The organism is Bradyrhizobium sp. 87, assembly GCF_023073015.1.
GTDB lineage: Bacteria > Pseudomonadota > Alphaproteobacteria > Rhizobiales > Xanthobacteraceae > Bradyrhizobium > Bradyrhizobium canariense_D.
In genome coordinates this window covers 399,664-415,547 of the sequence record NZ_JADPIQ010000148.1, presented here as the reverse complement: position 1 = coordinate 415,547, position 15,884 = coordinate 399,664, and the positions used below count along the sequence as shown (strand labels likewise).

Here is a 15,884-nt window from a genome sequence, read left to right as displayed (position 1 = left end):
CCGTGCTCCGCCTCACTACCCCGCGATCTTCTCGATCGCCGCCTGATCCAGCCCGAACTTCTTTCCGGCCTCCAGAATCTCCTGCCAGGTGGTCGGATCGACAGGGATGCCTTCCGCGAGCCGCTTCTTCTTCGTCGCGCGCTCGGGCTCACCCGCGATCTTCACCTTGTCGACGCCTGGGGCCGGAGGTGAGCCGGTGTGCCAGGCGACGAAGCTCTCGACTTCGCGCGCGAGATTCTCCGCGGTGCCGAGCTTGCCGGGGTCGATGATGATCGAGAGCATGCCGTTGAGGACGTTGTGCTTGCCATCGGACGGACCCTTGACCACCTGCCCGCCGGAGAGCGCGCCGCCGAGGATTTCGCAAACCAGCGCGAGCCCTGAACCCTTGTGCTCGCCGAACGGCAGGATGGCGCCGTATGGCGGGATCACGGTGTAGCGCGGGTTGGTGGTCGGCTTGCCCTCATTGTCGATGATCGTGCCGGGCTCCAGCTCGACGCCCTTGTTGTGGGCGACGCGGGTCTTGCCCTGCGCGATCCTGCTGGTGGCGAAGTCGAGCACGATGGGGTCCTTGCCCGCGCGCGGGATGCCGACGCAGAACGGGTTGGTGCCGTGGCGCGCATCGCTGCCGCCCCAGGGCGCCACGATGGGACGCGAGATCACGTTGACGAAGTGGATCGAGACCAGCCCATGGTCGATGCACTGCTCGGCCCAGTGGCCGATGCGGCCGATATGGTGCGAGTTTGAGAGGCCGACGAGACACACGCCGTTGCGCTTGGCGCGCTCGGCTGCCAGCTCCATCGCTTCATGGCCGATCACTTGGCCGTAGCCGGTGAGCCCGTCGAGGGTGAGAAGCGGACCGGTGTCGAGCACGACCTTGACGTGCTGGTTCACGGCGAGGCCGCCCGTGGTGACGCTCTGGACATAGCGCGGGATCATGCCGACGCCGTGCGAATCGTGTCCCTTGAGGTTGGCCTCGACCAGATTGGTGGACACGAGCTCGGCCTCGCGGTCCGTAGACCCGCCGGCCTTGACGATGGCGCTGATAGCTTCGATGAGCGGCTGTGCCTTGATGGTGCGGTAATCGGCCATTGTTGTTGCTCTTATTCCTTCACGATCCGGCGGCAGTGCTCCCATGCCGCGCCAATCAGGTTCTCGCTCGCCTCCGGGGTCCGGAACGCCGAATGCGCCGACAACGTCACGTTCGGCAGTTTTGTCAGCGGATGATCGCCGGGCAATGGCTCGATATTGAACACGTCGAGGCCGGCATGGCGGATGTGGCCCGACTTCAGGGCATCGATCATGGCGGCCTCGTCGACGACGGCGGCGCGGGCGGTGTTGATGAGGATGACGCCCGGCTTCATCTTCGCGATCATCTCGCGGGTGATCATGCCGCGCGTCTCGTCGTTGAGCAGCAGATGCAGCGATACGACGTCTGCTCTCGCCAACACCGTGTCGAGATCGGCGAATTCCACGCCCGGATAGCTCTTCGGCGAGCGGTTCCACGCGATCACCTTCATGCCGCTGCCCAAGGCAATGCGCGCGACCTCCGCGGCAATACCGCCGAAGCCGATCAGGCCGAGCGTCTTGCCAGTGAGTTGCATGCCGTCTTCGCGGAGCCAGTTTCCGCCGCGCATCTCGCGGTCCATCATCGCGATGACGCGGGCCGAAGCCCACATCAGCGTGATCGCGCATTCCGCGACCGCCGTGTCGCCATAGCCCTTGATCAGGTGCACGGAGATGCCGAGCTCAGCGAGCTCCTCCGGGTTCATGTAGCTGCGCGCGCCGGTGCCGAGGAACACGACATGCTTCAACCCTGTGCACTTCTTTGCGACGTCGGTAGGCAGCGCGGTGTGGTCGACGATCGCGATCTCGGCGCCGTCGAGGATTTCAGGATATTGTTCGGGTTTGATGTCGGGATCCCTGTGGATCCGCACCTTGGGATCGCCGGGCTGCTCCAGCCGCTCCATGATCACGGCGAGAGTTTCATTGGCGTCGACGAAAACTCCGCGCATGGTTCTCTCCGGTCAGGATGCGACGCCGGCGATCGCCAGCACCGTGTGCATGAGGACGTTGGTGCCCGCGGCGCAATCGGGCTGCGTGGCGTCTTCCAGCTCGTTGTGGCTGATGCCGTCCTTGCAGGGCACGAACACCATTGCGGCCGGCATGATTGTGTTGAGATTGCAGGCGTCGTGGCCGGCGCCGGAGGTGATGCGGCGAGAGGAGTAGCCGAGCGTCTTCGCCGCGTTCTCGACTGCGGCAATCAATTTGGGATCGAAATGCGTCGGCGGCTTGCGCCAGACCAGGTCGATCTTCACCTCGACCTTGCGGCGTGCGGCGATCTCGGCAATCGCGCTGCGCAGATCGCGATCTAGCGCATCCATGATCGCGCCATCCGCACTGCGGCAATCCATCGTGAAGGCGATCTCGCCGGGAATGACGTTGCGCGAGGGGTTTGCGATCACGGCCTCGCCGATGGTACCGACGGCCTTCGGCCCGTACTTCCTCGCAATGGCCTCCATCGCCAGCACGATCTCGGACAGCGTCGCCAACGCGTCGCGCCGCAGCGGCATCGGCGTCGATCCGGCATGGCTCTCGAAGCCGGAAATCTTGCCGTCGTACCAAAGCACGCCCTGGCCGGAATCGACCACGCCGATGGTCTTGCCTTCGGCCTCCAGGATCGGGCCCTGCTCGATGTGCAATTCGACGAAGGAACCGAGCTTCTGGAACCCGACCGGCTTGTCGCCGCGATAACCGATGCCATCGAGCGCCTGGCCGACGGTGGTGCCATCAGCGTCCTTGCGCGACAAGATGTCATCGGTGGTGAAGTCGCCGACATAGGCAGCGGAGGCCATCATCGCGGGAGCGAAGCGCGAACCCTCTTCGTTGGTCCAGTTGACGACGCAGATCGGCGCCTCGGTTTCGATCCCGGCATCGTTCAGCGTGCGGATCACTTCGAGCGCACCGAGCGTTCCCAGAATGCCGTCATACTTGCCGCCGGTCGGTTGCGTGTCGAGATGCGAGCCGATGCCGACGGGCGGCTTCGACATGTCGCGTCCCTTGCGCAGCCCGAACTGCGAGCCGAGCGCATCGGTGTGCACCTCCAAGCCGGCGTCCTCGCAGGCCTTGCGGAACCAGTCGCGTACCAGCTTGTCCTCCGCGCTCAGCGTCAGCCGCCGCACGCCGCCCTTGGCCGTCGCGCCGAACTGCGCGGTCTCGTGGATGGAGCCCCAGAGGCGGGCGGAATCGATTTGCAAATTGGTGGCGGCTCGGCTCATGCGGTCAGTCTCTCAATTGTCCGGCGCCTGTTTCAATGACGCGCCGGCGCGGGCGCGTCAACTGCGAGGCTGCTCTGCGCAATCTGACATGCAAGCTCTGCGACCCGCTCCACCGCCACGACATCGGGCGAGGCGAGCCAGCTCGCGGTGAATGTCAGCGGCGCGATTTTGAGATCGGTGTCGAGCAGTTGCAACCGCCCGTCTGCGAGCTCGTTCTCGACGATGGCGTCGGGGATCACGGCGATGCCGAGGCCCTCGACCGCCATGTGGATGACGGTCGCAAGCGAGGCGGAGGCGTGCAGCCGGATCGGAGGCAGCTCCGGCCGGTCGAACACTTCGCGCACGACCTCGTAGGGACGCGTCTTCCGCGGGAAGGTAATGATCGGAAACCGCGCGAGCTCAGCCCGCGTCACCGGTCCATCGCCGAGGCCGAGCGAGGGGCTGGCGAGAAAACCGATCGGATAGTCGGCGAGGACGCGATTGTGCACCCCGGAGGCCGAGAGCGGACCGACGACGAAGGCAAGCTCGATCTCCTGCGCAAGCAGGCGCGCGGTCAGGTTCGGCGTGATGTCGACCTCGATCTCCAGCGACAGGTTTGGGTAGACCTCGTTCATGCTCTTCACCAGCCGCGGCAGCCAAGTGTGCACGATGGTTTCGGCGACGCCGAGTCGCATCACGCCGCGCATCGCCGAGCGGTCGCCGATCTCGGCGATCATCGCGGCGCGCAGGCCGATCAGCTTCTCCGCATAGACCATCATCTGTCGGCCGCTCGGTGTCGGCGAGGCCACGCGGTGGTCGCGATTTAGGAGCTTCACCCCCATCTCGCGCTCGAGCTGGGCGATGCGCTGGGAGATCGCCGGCTGAGTCGTGTTGAGGCGTGCTGCGGCGCCGCGAAAGCTGCCGAGCTTCACAACCCAAAGGAACGTCTCGATCGATCTGAAGTCCAGCATTGGAAGGATTTTCCCGTCCGATAAATGAAATTTATCGATATTGATTAGAAAGGAAGATTAGACTTTATAGCACGCGTGGTGTTGGCTTGTCTTTGTCGAGTTTATAGGCAGGTCGATCCCATGACTGTTTTGGTGGCAGTGCAGCAAACTGAAACGCCCGACACGCTCCCGAGCCGCAAGGCGCGGCTTGCCTACCGCGAGGGGCTGGTCGCCTCCACCGCCGGCGTTGCCCCCGGCTTCGTCCAGGGCAATCTGGCAATCTTGCCGGCGGAATATGCCGGGGCGTTCCATCGCTTCTGCCAGCTCAATCCCAAGCCGTGCCCGATCATCGGCATGTCCGATGTGGGCAGTCCGCACATCCCGGCGCTGGGCGCCGATCTCGACATTCGCACCGACGTGCCGCGCTATCGCGTCTGGCGCGACGGCGAAGTCGTGGACGAGCCGACCGATGTCACCAAATACTGGCGCGACGATCTCGTGACCTTCGTGCTCGGCTGCTCGTTCTCGTTCGAAGAGGCGCTGCTCGACGAGGGCATGCCGATCCGCCACATCGAGCACAATGTGCGCGTGCCGATGTATCGCACCAACATCGCTTGCGGCGAGTCCGGTCCCTTTGCCGGTCCCATGGTGGTGTCGATGCGTCCGTTCAAGCCGGCGGATGCGATCCGTGCGGTGCAGATCACCTCGCGCTATCCGGCCGTGCACGGCGCGCCCGTGCATCTCGGCCATCCGCACCTGATCGGCATCAAGGACATCGCCAAGCCCGATTACGGCGATCCGGTGCCGGTCGCCGACGACGAGATCCCGGTGTTCTGGGGCTGCGGCGTGACACCGCAATCGGTCATCAACGCTGCCAAGCTGCCGTTTGCGATCACGCATTCGCCCGGCCTGATGCTGGTGACGGATCTCAAGAACAGGACCATGGCCGTGATTTAGTGGGCAGCGTTTGCTGCTTCTTCGAGCTTTACCGCATCCATCAATCGCTTCATTCGATCGGCTGAAATTCAGTAACAGGGGACTTTGCCATGACGATCACTCGCCGCGACGTATTGTTGGGAGCCACCGCTACGGCCGCGCTAGTGCCGCTGGCAGCGCGCGCACAGACTTCGGAAGTCGTGATCGGCGTGATCTATCCGTTCTCCGGCGGCAGCGCACAGCAGGGCGTCGACGCGCAGAAGGCCTATGAAACCGCGCTCGAGGTCATCAACAAGGACACCGATTTCGACCTGCCACTGGCGAAGGGCGAGGGCCTGCCGGGTCTCGGCGGCGCAAAGGTCCGCCTCGTTTTCGCCGACCACCAGGCCGATCCGCAGAAGGGCCGCGCCGAGGCCGAGCGCCTGATCACGCAGGAGAAGGTCTCCGCCATCATCGGCACCTATCAGAGCGCGGTCGCCGTCACCGTCAGCCAGATCTGCGAGCGCTACCAGATCCCGTTCGTCTCGGCCGACAACTCCTCGCCCAGCCTGCATCGCCGTGGCCTGAAATATTACTTCCGCGCCGCGCCGCATGACGAGATGTACTCGGCCGCCATGTTCGACTTCTTCGATGCCTTGAAGAAGAAGGGCACCAAGATCGAGACGCTATCGCTGTTCCACGAGGACACCATCTTCGGCACCGATTCCGGCAACGCCCAGGCCAAGATCGCCGGCGAGCGCGGCTACAAGATCGTCTCCGACATCAAGTATCGCGCCAACTCGCCCTCGCTCTCGGCCGAGGTGCAGCAGCTCAAGAGCGCCAACGCCGACGTGCTGATGCCCTCGAGCTACACCACTGATGGCATCTTGCTGGTGAAGACCATGGGCGAGCTTGGTTACAAGCCGAACGCGATCGTGGCGCAGGACGCCGGTTTCTCCGAGAAGGCGCTCTACGACGCTGTCGGCGACAAGCTGGAAGGCGTGATCTCGCGCGGCACCTTCTCGCTCGACCTCGCGCAGAAGCGTCCGATGGTTGGCAAGATCAACGAGATGTTCAAGACGCGGTCGGGCAAGGATTTCAACGACCTCACCTCGCGTCAGTTCATGGGCCTGATCATCCTCGCCGACGCCATCAGCCGCGCCAAGTCGACTGACGGCGAGAAGATCCGCGACGCGCTGGCCGCCACCGACATCCCGGGCGAGCAGACCATCATGCCCTGGAAGCGTGTCAAGTTCGACGAGATGGGCCAGAACAACGACGCCGACCCGGTGCTGCTGCAATATGTCGGCGGCAAGTTCGTCACCATCTTCCCGCCGCAGGCCGCGATCGCCGAGGCGATCTGGCCGATGAAGTAAGACACGGCGAGCGGGAGCACAGATCGTAGCTCCCGCCCTCATCCTGAGGAGCGGGCGCAGCCCGCGTCTCGAAGGACGAGGGCTGGGCCATCCTTCGAGACGCGCGGTGCGCGCTCCTCAGGATGAGGACGTAGTTCGGGGGACAGACTTTTGACAGCCCAAACCATTATCCAAAGTCTCGCGAGCGGCCTCCTCATGGGCCTGCTCTACGGACTGATCGCCGTCGGCCTCGCGCTGATCTTCGGCCTGATGGACGTCGTGAACTTCGCTCACGGGGAGTTCCTGATGATCGCGATGTATGTGAGCTTCTTCCTGTTCACGTTCTTCGCCATCGACCCCTTGCTGTCGGCGCCGCTCGTGGCCGCCGCGCTGTTCGTATTCGGAGCGGTCGTCTATCTGTTGATCGTGCGCTTCGCCATGCGGGCCAAGGCCAACGCGGGCATGGTGCAGATCTTCTCCACCTTTGGCCTCGCCATCGTGATGCGCGGCCTCGCGCAGTTCTTCTTCACGCCTGACTATCGCAGCGTTCCGCAGTCCTGGCTCGGCGGCAAGACGATCTCGATCGCCGGCGTCTTCCTGCCGGAGCCGCAGCTCATGGGTGCGCTGGTTTCGATCCTGGCCTTTGCTGGCCTCTACTTCTTCATCCATCGCACCGATTTCGGTCGCGCGCTGGAGGCCACCCGTGAAGATCCCGGCGCGGTGGCCCTCGTCGGCATCGACAAGAACCGCGTGTTCGCGCTCGGCTGGGGGCTTGGTGCCGCGCTGGTCGGCCTCGCCGGAGCGATCATGGCAAGCTTCTTCTATATCTATCCCGACGTCGGCGCGTCCTTTGCGCTGATCGCCTACGTCACGGTCGCGCTCGGCGGCTTCGGCAGCGTGTTCGGCGCGTTCGCCGGCGGGATCATCGTGGGCCTCGTCGAGGCCACCACCGCGCTGGTGCTGCCGCCGTCGCTGAAATCGGTCGGCATCTACGCCGTCTACCTGCTGGTCGTCTTCATCCGGCCGCGTGGCCTGTTCGGATCGATGTGATGGACAAGGATTTTGCCGCGCGGCGCCGCCGCGACCTCATCATCGCCGCGGTGCTGACCGCCCTGGCGGCGCTCGCTCCGCTGTTCATCAAGGACGTCTACGTCCAGAACATCCTGATCCTGACCTTGATGTATGCGGCGCTGTCGCAGAGCTGGAACATTCTCTCTGGCTATTGCGGGCAGATCTCGCTGGGACATGCGCTCTATTTCGGCATCGGCGCCTACACCACCGAACTCCTGTTCACCAAGTTCGGCGTGCTGCCATGGTTCGGTATGCTCGCCGGCGGCGCGGTCGCGGCCGCGATTGCGATGGGGCTCGGCTATCCCTTCTTTCGGTTGCGCGGCCATTACTTCGTGATCGCGACCATCGTTATCGCCGAGATCGGGCTGCTGTTGTTCCAGAATTGGGAATGGGCGGGGGCTGCGATGGGAATCACCATTCCGGTGCGCGGCGACAGCTGGCTGAAGTTCCAGTTCATGCGCAGCAAGCTGCCTTACTTTTATTTCGCGCTGGTGCTGTGCAGCCTCGCCTGGTTCGTCACCTGGTGGCTGGAGGACTCCAAATGGGGCTTCTGGTGGCGCGCGGTAAAGGACAATGCGGAAGCGGCCGAGAGCCTCGGTGTCGTCGTGTTCAACTCCAAGATGGGCGCGGCCGCCGTCTCCGCTTTCCTCGTCGCCATCGGCGGCGCCTTCTATGCCCAGTTTCTCGCCTATATCGATCCTGAAAGCGTGATGGGCTTCCAGTTCTCGCTGCTGATGGCGTTGCCCGCCGTGCTTGGCGGCATCGGCACCCTGTGGGGACCCGTGTTAGGGGCGGCCATCCTGATCCCGATGACGGAGCTGACGCGCTCCTATATCGGCGGCTCCGGCCGCGGCGTCGACCTCATTGTCTACGGCACGCTGATCGTGCTGATTTCGCTCGCCCTGCCGCAGGGTCTGGTGAGCCTGTTCTCTCGTGCGAAGCGGAAGGGAGCCACGCGATGACCCCGCTGCTTGAAACCCGCGGCGTCTGGCAGCGTTTCGGCGGCCTCGTCGCCAACAGCGACGTCTCGATCTCTGTGGGTCGCGGCGAGATCGTCGGCCTGATCGGCCCGAATGGTGCCGGCAAGTCGACGCTGTTCAATCTCATCGCCGGCGTGCTGCCGCCGACGCAAGGCTCGATCTGGTTCGACGGCGAGGATGTCACCAGCATGCCGGCCGCCGAGCGCTGCCAGCGCGGCATCGGGCGCACCTTCCAGGTCGTCAAGAGCTTCGAGACCATGACGGTGATCGACAACGTCATCGTCGGTGCGCTGGTGCGCAACACCGTGATGCGCGAGGCACGCCGCAAGGCGCATGAGGTGCTCGAATTCACCGGCCTTGCTGCGCGCGCCAACGTGCTCGCGAGCGACCTCGTGCCGGCCGAAAAGCGCCGCCTCGAAGTCGCGCGCGCGCTTGCGACTGAACCAAAGCTGCTGCTGCTCGACGAAGTCCTCACTGGTCTTACGCCGACCGAGGCGCAGACCGGTGTCGCGCTGGTGCGCAAGGTGCGTGACGCCGGCATCACCGTGCTGATGGTCGAGCACGTCATGGAGATCGTGATGCCGCTGGTCGATCGTGCCATCGTGCTCGACCTCGGCAAGGTGCTGGTCGAGGGCAAGCCCACTGAAATCGTCCGCGATCCCAAGGTGATCAGCGCATATCTGGGAGATCGTCATGCTGTCGGTGCGTGAAGTCACGACCGCCTATCAGGGCCTGGTCGCGATCTTCGCGGTCAGCATCGAAGTCGCCAAGGGCGAGATCGTCTGCGTCGCCGGCGCCAACGGCGCGGGCAAGTCGACGCTGCTGAAATCCATCGCCGGCGCCGAGCGCCCGCGCTCGGGCACGGTGACGTTCGACGGCAAGCGCCTCGACGGCATGGCGCAGCACCACATCACGGCGACCGGCATCGCCTATGTGCCGGAGAACCGACGCTTGTTTCCGCGCCTCTCCGTGCGCGACAATCTGCGCCTCGGCAGCTATCTCTACCGCGGCGAGGCCGACCGCGAGAGCCCGCTCGATCTCGTGTTCCAGCTATTTCCGCGCCTCTCCGAACGCCTCGAGCAGCGCGCCGAGACGCTAAGCGGCGGCGAGCAGCAGATGCTCGCGATCGGCCGTGCGCTGATGACGCGCCCGCGGCTGTTGATGCTGGACGAGCCCTCGCAGGGCATCATGCCGAAGCTGGTCGACGAGATCTTCCAGGCCGTCAAGCGCATCCGCGACGCCGGCATGACCGTGCTGATCGTGGAGCAACGCATGGCGGAGTGCCTGGAGATCGCCGACCGCGCCTACATCCTGCAAACCGGCCGCGTGCTGATGCAGGGCGCCGCAAGCGAGATCAAGGGCAATCCCGACGTGCGCAAGGCGTATCTGGGGCTGTAGCCGCGAAGCGTTGGGCACGTCGCGCAACACACTCGGCGTCATCGCCCGCGAAGGCGGGCGATCCAGTATTCCAGAAGCCGCTGTGATTGAGCCGAGAAGCCGCGGCGTCTGGATTCCCCGCCTTCGCGGGGAATGACAGCGGTGAGTAGGGCGGTGTTAGTTCGCCCACGGCTGCACGAGGCTCAATGCCCATGCTCCGGCAGCGATACCCCAAACACCTTCACCAGATCATTCACCTGCGCCGGCGACAGGTAGCGCGGGTTCATCCCGCGCAGCAGCAGGTACAGCCTCGCCGTCTCCTCCAACTCCTCGGTCGCGAACACCGCTGCTTCCAGCGTGTCGCCAGCGACGACCGGGCCGTGATTGGCGAGCAGCACGGATGAGTATTTTCCCGCCAGCCCTTTGATCGCATCGGCGACCGCGGGATCGCCGGGGCGATAATAGGGGACGAGCGCGGTGGCGCCGCATTTCATCAGATAATAGGCCGTCATCGGCGGCAGCGCGGCGCGCGGGTCGATCTCCGGGAGCATCGACAGCGCGACCGAATGGGTGGAATGCAGGTGCACGATCGCCCTTGCGCTCCCGCGCGTGGCGTAGAGTGCATTGTGCAGCGGAACTTCCTTGGTCGGCGCATCGCCCGAAACCAGTCGGCCCTGATCGTCCAGCCGCGACAGTTTTGCGGGATCGAGGAAGCCGAGCGAGGCATTGGTCGGCGTCACCAGCCAGCCGCCGCCGTCCAGCCTGGCGCTGATATTGCCGGAGGAGCCGGGCGTCAGCCCACGCTCGAACAGGGACCGTCCGAAGCGGCAAATGTCTTCGCGCAGCAATGTCTCGTTGCTCATGGCCGTCATGTCCGTTTGTCTCACGCTTTGGCAGCGCGGCCAAGCCGTGTTATTCGGTTGCCAAGCTGCCGCAAAAGGCGGCCGTCCGGGAAACGTTGCAAGGATCAGTTGTATGTCCGCCTCCACGTCACAGAATCAGCGCATCGCCGTCATCGGGCTCGGCTCGATGGGGTTCGGCATGGCGAGCTCGCTGAAGCGCGCCGGTCATGTCGTCACCGGCTGCGACGTCTCGGCTGATGCGGTCGCGCGCTTCGTGACGGAGGGCGGCGCCGGCGCCAAGACGCCGGCCGAAGCTGCCAAGGGCGCCGACATCGTCGTCAGCGTCGTCGTCAATGCCGCGCAGACCGAGACGATCCTGTTCGGCAAGGATGGCGTCGCCGAAACCATGGCGAAGGACAGCGTCTTCCTGTCGTCGGCGACTATGGATCCCGACGTGGCTCGGCGTCTCGCCAAGCAGCTGGAGGCGACCGGCCGGCACTATCTGGATGCACCGATCTCCGGCGGGGCGCAGCGCGCAGCGCAGGGCGAGCTGACGATCCTTGCCTCCGGCAGTCCGGCTGCGTTTGAGAAAGCGCGGCCCGCGCTCGATGCCATGGCCGCGAAGCTCTACGAGCTTGGCGATGCCGCAGGCCAGGGCGCCGCCTTCAAGATGATCAACCAGCTGCTCGCCGGCGTGCATATCGCCGCTGCCAGCGAGGCGATCGCGTTCGCGGCCAAGCAGGGTCTCGACATCCGCAAGGTCTATGAGGTGATCACGGCGTCCGCCGGAAACTCCTGGATGTTCGAGAACCGCATGCCGCACGTGCTCGACGGCGATTACACGCCGCGCAGTGCGGTCGAGATCTTCGTCAAGGATCTCGGCATCATCCAGGATATGGCGCGCAGTGCCAGATTCCCGGTTCCGGTCTCCGCCGCAGCACTTCAGATGTTCTTGATGACGGCAGCCTCCGGCATGGGCCGCGACGATGATGCGTCGGTGGCGCGGATGTATGCGCGGGTCACCGGCGTGAAACTGCCCGGCGACAAGTAAAGGATAAGAGGATTCCGATGCCCCGTTTTGCCGCCAATCTCTCGATGATGTTCACCGAGGTGCCGTTCCTCGACCGCTTCGACGCCGCTGCCGCAGCCGGCTTCACCGCAGTCGAGTTTCTCTTTCCCTATGAGCATTCGGCCGAGGCGGTCGGCGAGCGGCTCAAGCGCAACGGCTTGACTCAGGCGCTGTTCAACCTGCCACCGGGCGACTGGAATGCCGGCGAGAAGGGCTTTGCGGCGCTCCCGTCGCGATTCCCCGAGCTGAAGGCGAGCCTGGAAACTGCGCTGCCCTACGCCAAGGCGACCGGCGTCAAGCGGCTGCATTTGATGGCGGGCATCGCCAACCGCGGCGAGCGGGTTGCTATCGAGGCGTTCTACAAATCGGTGGCGTGGGCCGCCGAGTTCTTTGCGCCGCACGGCATCGACATCGTGCTCGAGCCGATCAATGCACGCAACGTGCCCGGCTATTTCCTCAACGATTTCGGCTTCGCGCGCGACCTGATCCAGGAGCTGCGGCTTCCGAACCTGAAACTCCAGTTCGACATCTATCACTGCCAGATCATCCATGGCGACGTTACGATGCGGCTGCGTGAGATGATGCCGGTCATCGGCCACATCCAGATCGCCAGCATCCCCTCGCGCAACGAGCCTGATGGCGAGGAGCTGAACTATCCGTTCCTGTTCGACGAACTCGACCGGCTCGGTTATGCCGGTTTCGTCGGCTGCGAATATAATCCGCGCGGCAAGACCACCGACGGCCTTGCCTGGTTCAAGCCTTATGCGGGAGTGAAGCCGTGACAGTTGCAGCGAAAATATCCCTTGGCTGCATTGCCGACGACTACACCGGCGCCTCCGACCTCGCCAACACGCTGACGCGCGCCGGCCTGCGCACGGTGCAGACTATCGGCGTGCCCGCGGACGATCTCGCGCTGCCCGAGGTCGACGCCGTCGTGGTGTCCTTGAAGAGCCGTTCGATCGAAGCCGGTCTTGCCGTATCGCGCTCGCGCGCGGCGGACAAATGGCTGCGCAGCCGTGGCGCCGGCCACGTGCTGTTCAAGATCTGCTCGACCTTCGATTCCACCGATGCCGGCAATATCGGCCCGGTGATGGACGCGCTGCGCGCCGATTGCGGCGAGACGGCCGTGCTGGTGACGCCGGCCTTTCCGGAGACCGGCCGCACCGTCTACCAGGGCAATCTGTTCGTCGGCGCCGTGCCGCTGAACGAGAGCCCGCTGAAGGACCATCCGCTCAACCCGATGCACGATTCCAACCTGGTCCGCGTGCTGGCGCGCCAGAGCAAGGCGCAAATCGGCCTGGTCGACCTCGCCATCGTCACGCGCGGCGCGGATGCCGTGCGGGCGCGGCTGGCCGAACTCGCGGGCAAGGGCATTGGCGCGGCGATCATCGACGCCGTGTTCGATCGCGACCTCGAGACCATCGGCCTCGTCGCTGCCCAGCATCGGCTGTCGGTTGGCGCGTCCGGCATGGGTCTTGGGCTGGCACGAGCGCTGGTGTCGACAGGGAAGGTCAAATCGACAGCGGCGAGCAGCGAGGCGGGGGCGGCGGTCGGCGGACCGGCGGCGTGCCTGGCCGGAAGCTGCTCGCAGGCGACGCTTCAGCAGATCGCCAATGCCGAGCGCGTCATGCCGGTGCTGCATCTCGATCCGGACCGTATTACTACGGGCGAGGACGAGGCGCAGCGCGCGCTGGCCTGGGCGAAACCGCGACTGGCCGACGGTCCGGTCCTGATCGCATCGAGCTCGACGCCCGATCAGGTCGCCGCGGTCCAGGCGCGCCACGGCCGCGACGCGGCCGGCCACGCCATCGAGCAGGCGATGGCCGACATCGCCGAGGGTCTGGTGCAGGCCGGCGTCAAGCGCCTGGTCGTTGCCGGCGGGGAAACATCCGGTGCCGTGGTCGACCGGCTGAAGATTCCCGGATTTCTCGTGGGAGTAGAGATCGCAGTCGGCGTCCCGGTGCTGCGCGCGGTCGGTGTCAAAAATGGCGACATGCTGCTCGCCTTGAAGTCCGGAAACTTTGGCGGCCCGGAGTTTTTCTCCGACGCGCTTGGGCTCATGCGCTGAGCGCAGGGCATTTTTAGCGCCCTGTTCATTTGTTTCGGGCTTCGTACTCGTACGGAGTCGTCGTTAACATCTGCTCAGGTGCTCTCGTGTTGGATGTCGGTTCTGCTCCCTTAGGTTGATTCGTAAAAGTTCCGGACGCCGCCGCGCCAACGCAAAGAGACCGATTATGCTCGCCACCATTTCCATTCGTGCCAAGATCATCAGTGTCGTGGCGTTCCTGCTGGTCGCGATGGCCGGCATGGGCCTGCTCGCCGTCATGAAGATGCGGTCGATGAATGCCAACACCGTCGACATCACCACGAGCTGGATGCCCAGCGTGCGCGTGCTCGGCGACCTGCGTGCCGGCGTGATCACTTACCGCAACGTCATTCGAGAGCACATGCTGTCGGAAACGCTGGACGAGAAGCTCGCGATGGAAAAGACGCTCGCGACCGTGATCGAGGCCAATGCCAAATTCCGCAAGGCCTACGAGCCGATGATCACCTCTCCGGAGGAACGGAAGCTCTACAACGATTGGGCCACGCTCTGGGAGGACTACAAGAAGGGCACCGAAGTTGTCATGGCGCTCTCGCGCAAGGAGGCCGGCAAGGTTCCGCATGAGGCCCAGGAGCTGAACACCAAGACGGTCAACAAGATCGGCCTTGAGGCCGACGCGATCCTGACCAAGGACATCGAGCTCAACACCAAGGGCGGAGACCAGGCCGCGCAGGATGCCGCCGACAGCTACTACTATGCCTTCATGCTGGTCTCGATCATCCTCGGCGCGGCCGTCGTCGTCGGCATCGGCGTCGGCTTCTACCTCGTCCAGGACGTCTCCAGCGGCATCAATTCGATCATCGAGCCGATGCAGGCGCTGGGCAAGGGCGAGCTTTCCGCCGAAGTCCCTCATCGCGGCGAGAAGACCGAGATCGGCGCCATGGCCGACGTGCTCCAGATCTTCAAGGAAGCGCTGATCGCCAAAAAGGCCGCCGACGAGGCTGCCGCCGCCGATGCCGAAGCCAAGATCGAGCGCGGCCGCCGCGTCGACAACATTACCCGCGAATTCGAAACGATGATCGGCGAGATCGTCCAGACCGTGTCGTCGGCCTCGACCCAGCTGGAAGCCTCGGCCTCGACGCTGACCTCGACCGCCGACCGCTCCCAGCGGCTGGCGACCACCGTTGCCGGAGCGTCGGAGGAAGCCTCGACCAACGTGCAGTCGGTGGCCTCGGCGACCGAGGAGATGGCCTCGTCCGTCGGCGAGATCAGCCGCCAGGTCCAGGAATCGGCGCGCATGGCGGGCGATGCCGTCGGCCAGGCCCGCGCCACCACCGAACGCGTCAGCGAGCTCTCGAAGGCGGCCTCGCGCATCGGCGACGTCGTCGAGCTCATCAACACCATCGCCGGCCAGACCAACCTTCTGGCGCTGAACGCGACCATCGAAGCCGCACGTGCCGGCGAAGCCGGCCGCGGCTTTGCGGTCGTCGCCTCCGAGGTGAAGGCGCTCGCCGAGCAGACCGCGAAGGCGACCGGTGAGATCGGCCAGCAGATCTCCGGCATCCAGGCGGCGACCAACGACTCGGTCGGCGCCATCAAGGAGATCTCCTCGACCATCGAGCGTCTGTCGGAGATCTCGTCGGCGATCGCCGCGGCCGTGGAAGAGCAGGGCGCGGCAACCCAGGAGATTGCCCGCAATGTCCAGCAGGCGGCGCAGGGCACCCAGCAGGTCTCCTCCAACATCACCGACGTGCAGCGCGGCGCAACCGAGACCGGCACGGCCTCCTCGCAGGTGCTGTCGGCGGCACAGATGCTCTCCAACGACTCCGGCCGGCTCAAGACCGAGGTCAGCAAGTTCCTGACCAACGTTCGCGCGGCGTAACTGCGTCCGCGCGGCGTAAGCTGAAAATCACGGCATTGTTCGAAAGCGGCGCCTTTGGGCGCCGCTTTTTTTGCGCACATGAAAGCTGTCTCCCGTCATCTTTCGGCGCGAGGTGCATATCTGGAATGCTATTTCGCAGTGCGAT

The 15,884-nt window shown here is 64.8% G+C and carries 15 protein-coding genes; 10 read left to right on the top strand and 5 right to left on the bottom strand.

The window, feature by feature from the left end:
• Positions 1 to 15: 15 nt before the first annotated feature.
• From IVB50_RS40355 to IVB50_RS40340, 4 genes are read right to left on the bottom strand one after another with little or no spacing between them, the layout of a single operon-like run.
• Entirely contained in the window at positions 16 to 1,089 is a 1,074-nt protein-coding gene (locus IVB50_RS40355) for a malate/lactate/ureidoglycolate dehydrogenase (protein ID WP_018456996.1), read from the bottom strand.
• Between the two features lie 11 nt (positions 1,090 to 1,100).
• Positions 1,101 to 2,012 carry an NAD(P)-dependent oxidoreductase gene (locus IVB50_RS40350; protein WP_018456995.1) on the bottom strand — a complete coding sequence of 304 codons (912 nt, stop codon included), beginning with the start codon at positions 2,010 to 2,012 and terminating at the stop codon, positions 1,101 to 1,103.
• A gap of 12 nt (positions 2,013 to 2,024) precedes the next feature.
• On the bottom strand, positions 2,025 to 3,275 hold the full coding sequence (locus IVB50_RS40345; RefSeq protein ID WP_018456994.1) for a Zn-dependent hydrolase: 1,251 nt from the start codon (positions 3,273 to 3,275) through the stop codon (positions 2,025 to 2,027).
• Positions 3,276 to 3,307: 32 nt separating this feature from the next.
• A complete protein-coding gene (locus IVB50_RS40340) occupies positions 3,308 to 4,225 on the bottom strand; it encodes a LysR family transcriptional regulator (RefSeq protein WP_018456993.1) in 918 nt (305 codons plus the stop codon).
• Positions 4,226 to 4,345: 120 nt separating this feature from the next.
• On the opposite strand from IVB50_RS40340, the gene IVB50_RS40335 reads away from it, so the two are divergent.
• The 6 genes from IVB50_RS40335 (at position 4,346) to IVB50_RS40310 (ending at position 9,923) form a co-directional block, all read left to right on the top strand.
• Positions 4,346 to 5,161, top strand: coding sequence for a putative hydro-lyase (locus tag IVB50_RS40335; RefSeq protein WP_018456992.1), 816 nt, complete (start codon positions 4,346 to 4,348; stop codon positions 5,159 to 5,161).
• An 89-nt stretch (positions 5,162 to 5,250) separates the two neighbouring features.
• Positions 5,251 to 6,495, top strand: a complete 1,245-nt coding sequence (locus IVB50_RS40330) for an ABC transporter substrate-binding protein (protein ID WP_018456991.1) — start codon at positions 5,251 to 5,253, stop codon at positions 6,493 to 6,495.
• A gap of 150 nt (positions 6,496 to 6,645) precedes the next feature.
• Positions 6,646 to 7,524 (top strand): branched-chain amino acid ABC transporter permease, encoded by an 879-nt coding sequence (locus tag IVB50_RS40325; RefSeq protein ID WP_026233279.1) that lies wholly within the window; start codon positions 6,646 to 6,648, stop codon positions 7,522 to 7,524.
• On the top strand, positions 7,524 to 8,507 hold the full coding sequence (locus IVB50_RS40320; RefSeq protein ID WP_018456989.1) for a branched-chain amino acid ABC transporter permease: 984 nt from the start codon (positions 7,524 to 7,526) through the stop codon (positions 8,505 to 8,507). Before IVB50_RS40325 ends, IVB50_RS40320 begins: the two co-directional genes overlap by 1 nt.
• Positions 8,504 to 9,235: an ABC transporter ATP-binding protein gene (locus IVB50_RS40315; protein ID WP_018456988.1), complete on the top strand. Its 732-nt coding sequence runs from the start codon at positions 8,504 to 8,506 to the stop codon at positions 9,233 to 9,235. The genes IVB50_RS40320 and IVB50_RS40315 overlap by 4 nt, the downstream gene beginning before the upstream one ends.
• Complete coding sequence (locus IVB50_RS40310) at positions 9,219 to 9,923, top strand: ABC transporter ATP-binding protein (RefSeq protein WP_018456987.1); 705 nt, start codon at positions 9,219 to 9,221, stop codon at positions 9,921 to 9,923. The genes IVB50_RS40315 and IVB50_RS40310 overlap by 17 nt, the downstream gene beginning before the upstream one ends.
• Before the next feature lie 182 nt (positions 9,924 to 10,105).
• Here the strand turns inward: IVB50_RS40310 and IVB50_RS40305 are convergent, their stop codons facing one another.
• Entirely contained in the window at positions 10,106 to 10,774 is a 669-nt protein-coding gene (locus tag IVB50_RS40305; protein WP_026233278.1) for an aldolase, read from the bottom strand.
• A gap of 103 nt (positions 10,775 to 10,877) precedes the next feature.
• On the opposite strand from IVB50_RS40305, the gene ltnD reads away from it, so the two are divergent.
• From ltnD to IVB50_RS40285, 4 genes are all read left to right on the top strand, one after another.
• On the top strand, positions 10,878 to 11,795 hold the full coding sequence (ltnD, locus tag IVB50_RS40300; RefSeq protein ID WP_018456985.1) for an L-threonate dehydrogenase: 918 nt from the start codon (positions 10,878 to 10,880) through the stop codon (positions 11,793 to 11,795).
• 17 nt (positions 11,796 to 11,812) lie between these two features.
• Positions 11,813 to 12,595, top strand: a complete 783-nt coding sequence (gene otnI / locus IVB50_RS40295; RefSeq protein WP_018456984.1) for a 2-oxo-tetronate isomerase — start codon at positions 11,813 to 11,815, stop codon at positions 12,593 to 12,595.
• On the top strand, positions 12,592 to 13,881 hold the full coding sequence (otnK, locus tag IVB50_RS40290) for a 3-oxo-tetronate kinase (protein ID WP_247300225.1): 1,290 nt from the start codon (positions 12,592 to 12,594) through the stop codon (positions 13,879 to 13,881). Before otnI ends, otnK begins: the two co-directional genes overlap by 4 nt.
• A 166-nt stretch (positions 13,882 to 14,047) precedes the next feature.
• Positions 14,048 to 15,739: a methyl-accepting chemotaxis protein gene (locus tag IVB50_RS40285; RefSeq protein ID WP_018456982.1), complete on the top strand. Its 1,692-nt coding sequence runs from the start codon at positions 14,048 to 14,050 to the stop codon at positions 15,737 to 15,739.
• Positions 15,740 to 15,884: the final 145 nt, after the last annotated feature.

Excerpts from the sequence above, each read along its gene's own strand:
- IVB50_RS40355 (WP_018456996.1), bottom strand. The coding sequence starts at position 1,089 with ATGGCCGATTACCGCACCATCAAGGCACAGCCGCTCATCGAAGCTATC.
- IVB50_RS40350 (WP_018456995.1), bottom strand. The coding sequence starts at position 2,012 with ATGCGCGGAGTTTTCGTCGACGCCAATGAAACTCTCGCCGTGATCATG.
- IVB50_RS40345 (WP_018456994.1), bottom strand. The coding sequence starts at position 3,275 with ATGAGCCGAGCCGCCACCAATTTGCAAATCGATTCCGCCCGCCTCTGG.
- IVB50_RS40340 (WP_018456993.1), bottom strand. The coding sequence starts at position 4,225 with ATGCTGGACTTCAGATCGATCGAGACGTTCCTTTGGGTTGTGAAGCTC.
- IVB50_RS40335 (WP_018456992.1), top strand. The coding sequence starts at position 4,346 with ATGACTGTTTTGGTGGCAGTGCAGCAAACTGAAACGCCCGACACGCTC.
- IVB50_RS40330 (WP_018456991.1), top strand. The coding sequence starts at position 5,251 with ATGACGATCACTCGCCGCGACGTATTGTTGGGAGCCACCGCTACGGCC.
- IVB50_RS40320 (WP_018456989.1), top strand. The coding sequence starts at position 7,524 with ATGGACAAGGATTTTGCCGCGCGGCGCCGCCGCGACCTCATCATCGCC.
- IVB50_RS40315 (WP_018456988.1), top strand. The coding sequence starts at position 8,504 with ATGACCCCGCTGCTTGAAACCCGCGGCGTCTGGCAGCGTTTCGGCGGC.
- IVB50_RS40310 (WP_018456987.1), top strand. The coding sequence starts at position 9,219 with ATGCTGTCGGTGCGTGAAGTCACGACCGCCTATCAGGGCCTGGTCGCG.
- IVB50_RS40305 (WP_026233278.1), bottom strand. The coding sequence starts at position 10,774 with ATGACGGCCATGAGCAACGAGACATTGCTGCGCGAAGACATTTGCCGC.
- ltnD (WP_018456985.1), top strand. The coding sequence starts at position 10,878 with ATGTCCGCCTCCACGTCACAGAATCAGCGCATCGCCGTCATCGGGCTC.
- otnI (WP_018456984.1), top strand. The coding sequence starts at position 11,813 with ATGCCCCGTTTTGCCGCCAATCTCTCGATGATGTTCACCGAGGTGCCG.
- IVB50_RS40285 (WP_018456982.1), top strand. The coding sequence starts at position 14,048 with ATGCTCGCCACCATTTCCATTCGTGCCAAGATCATCAGTGTCGTGGCG.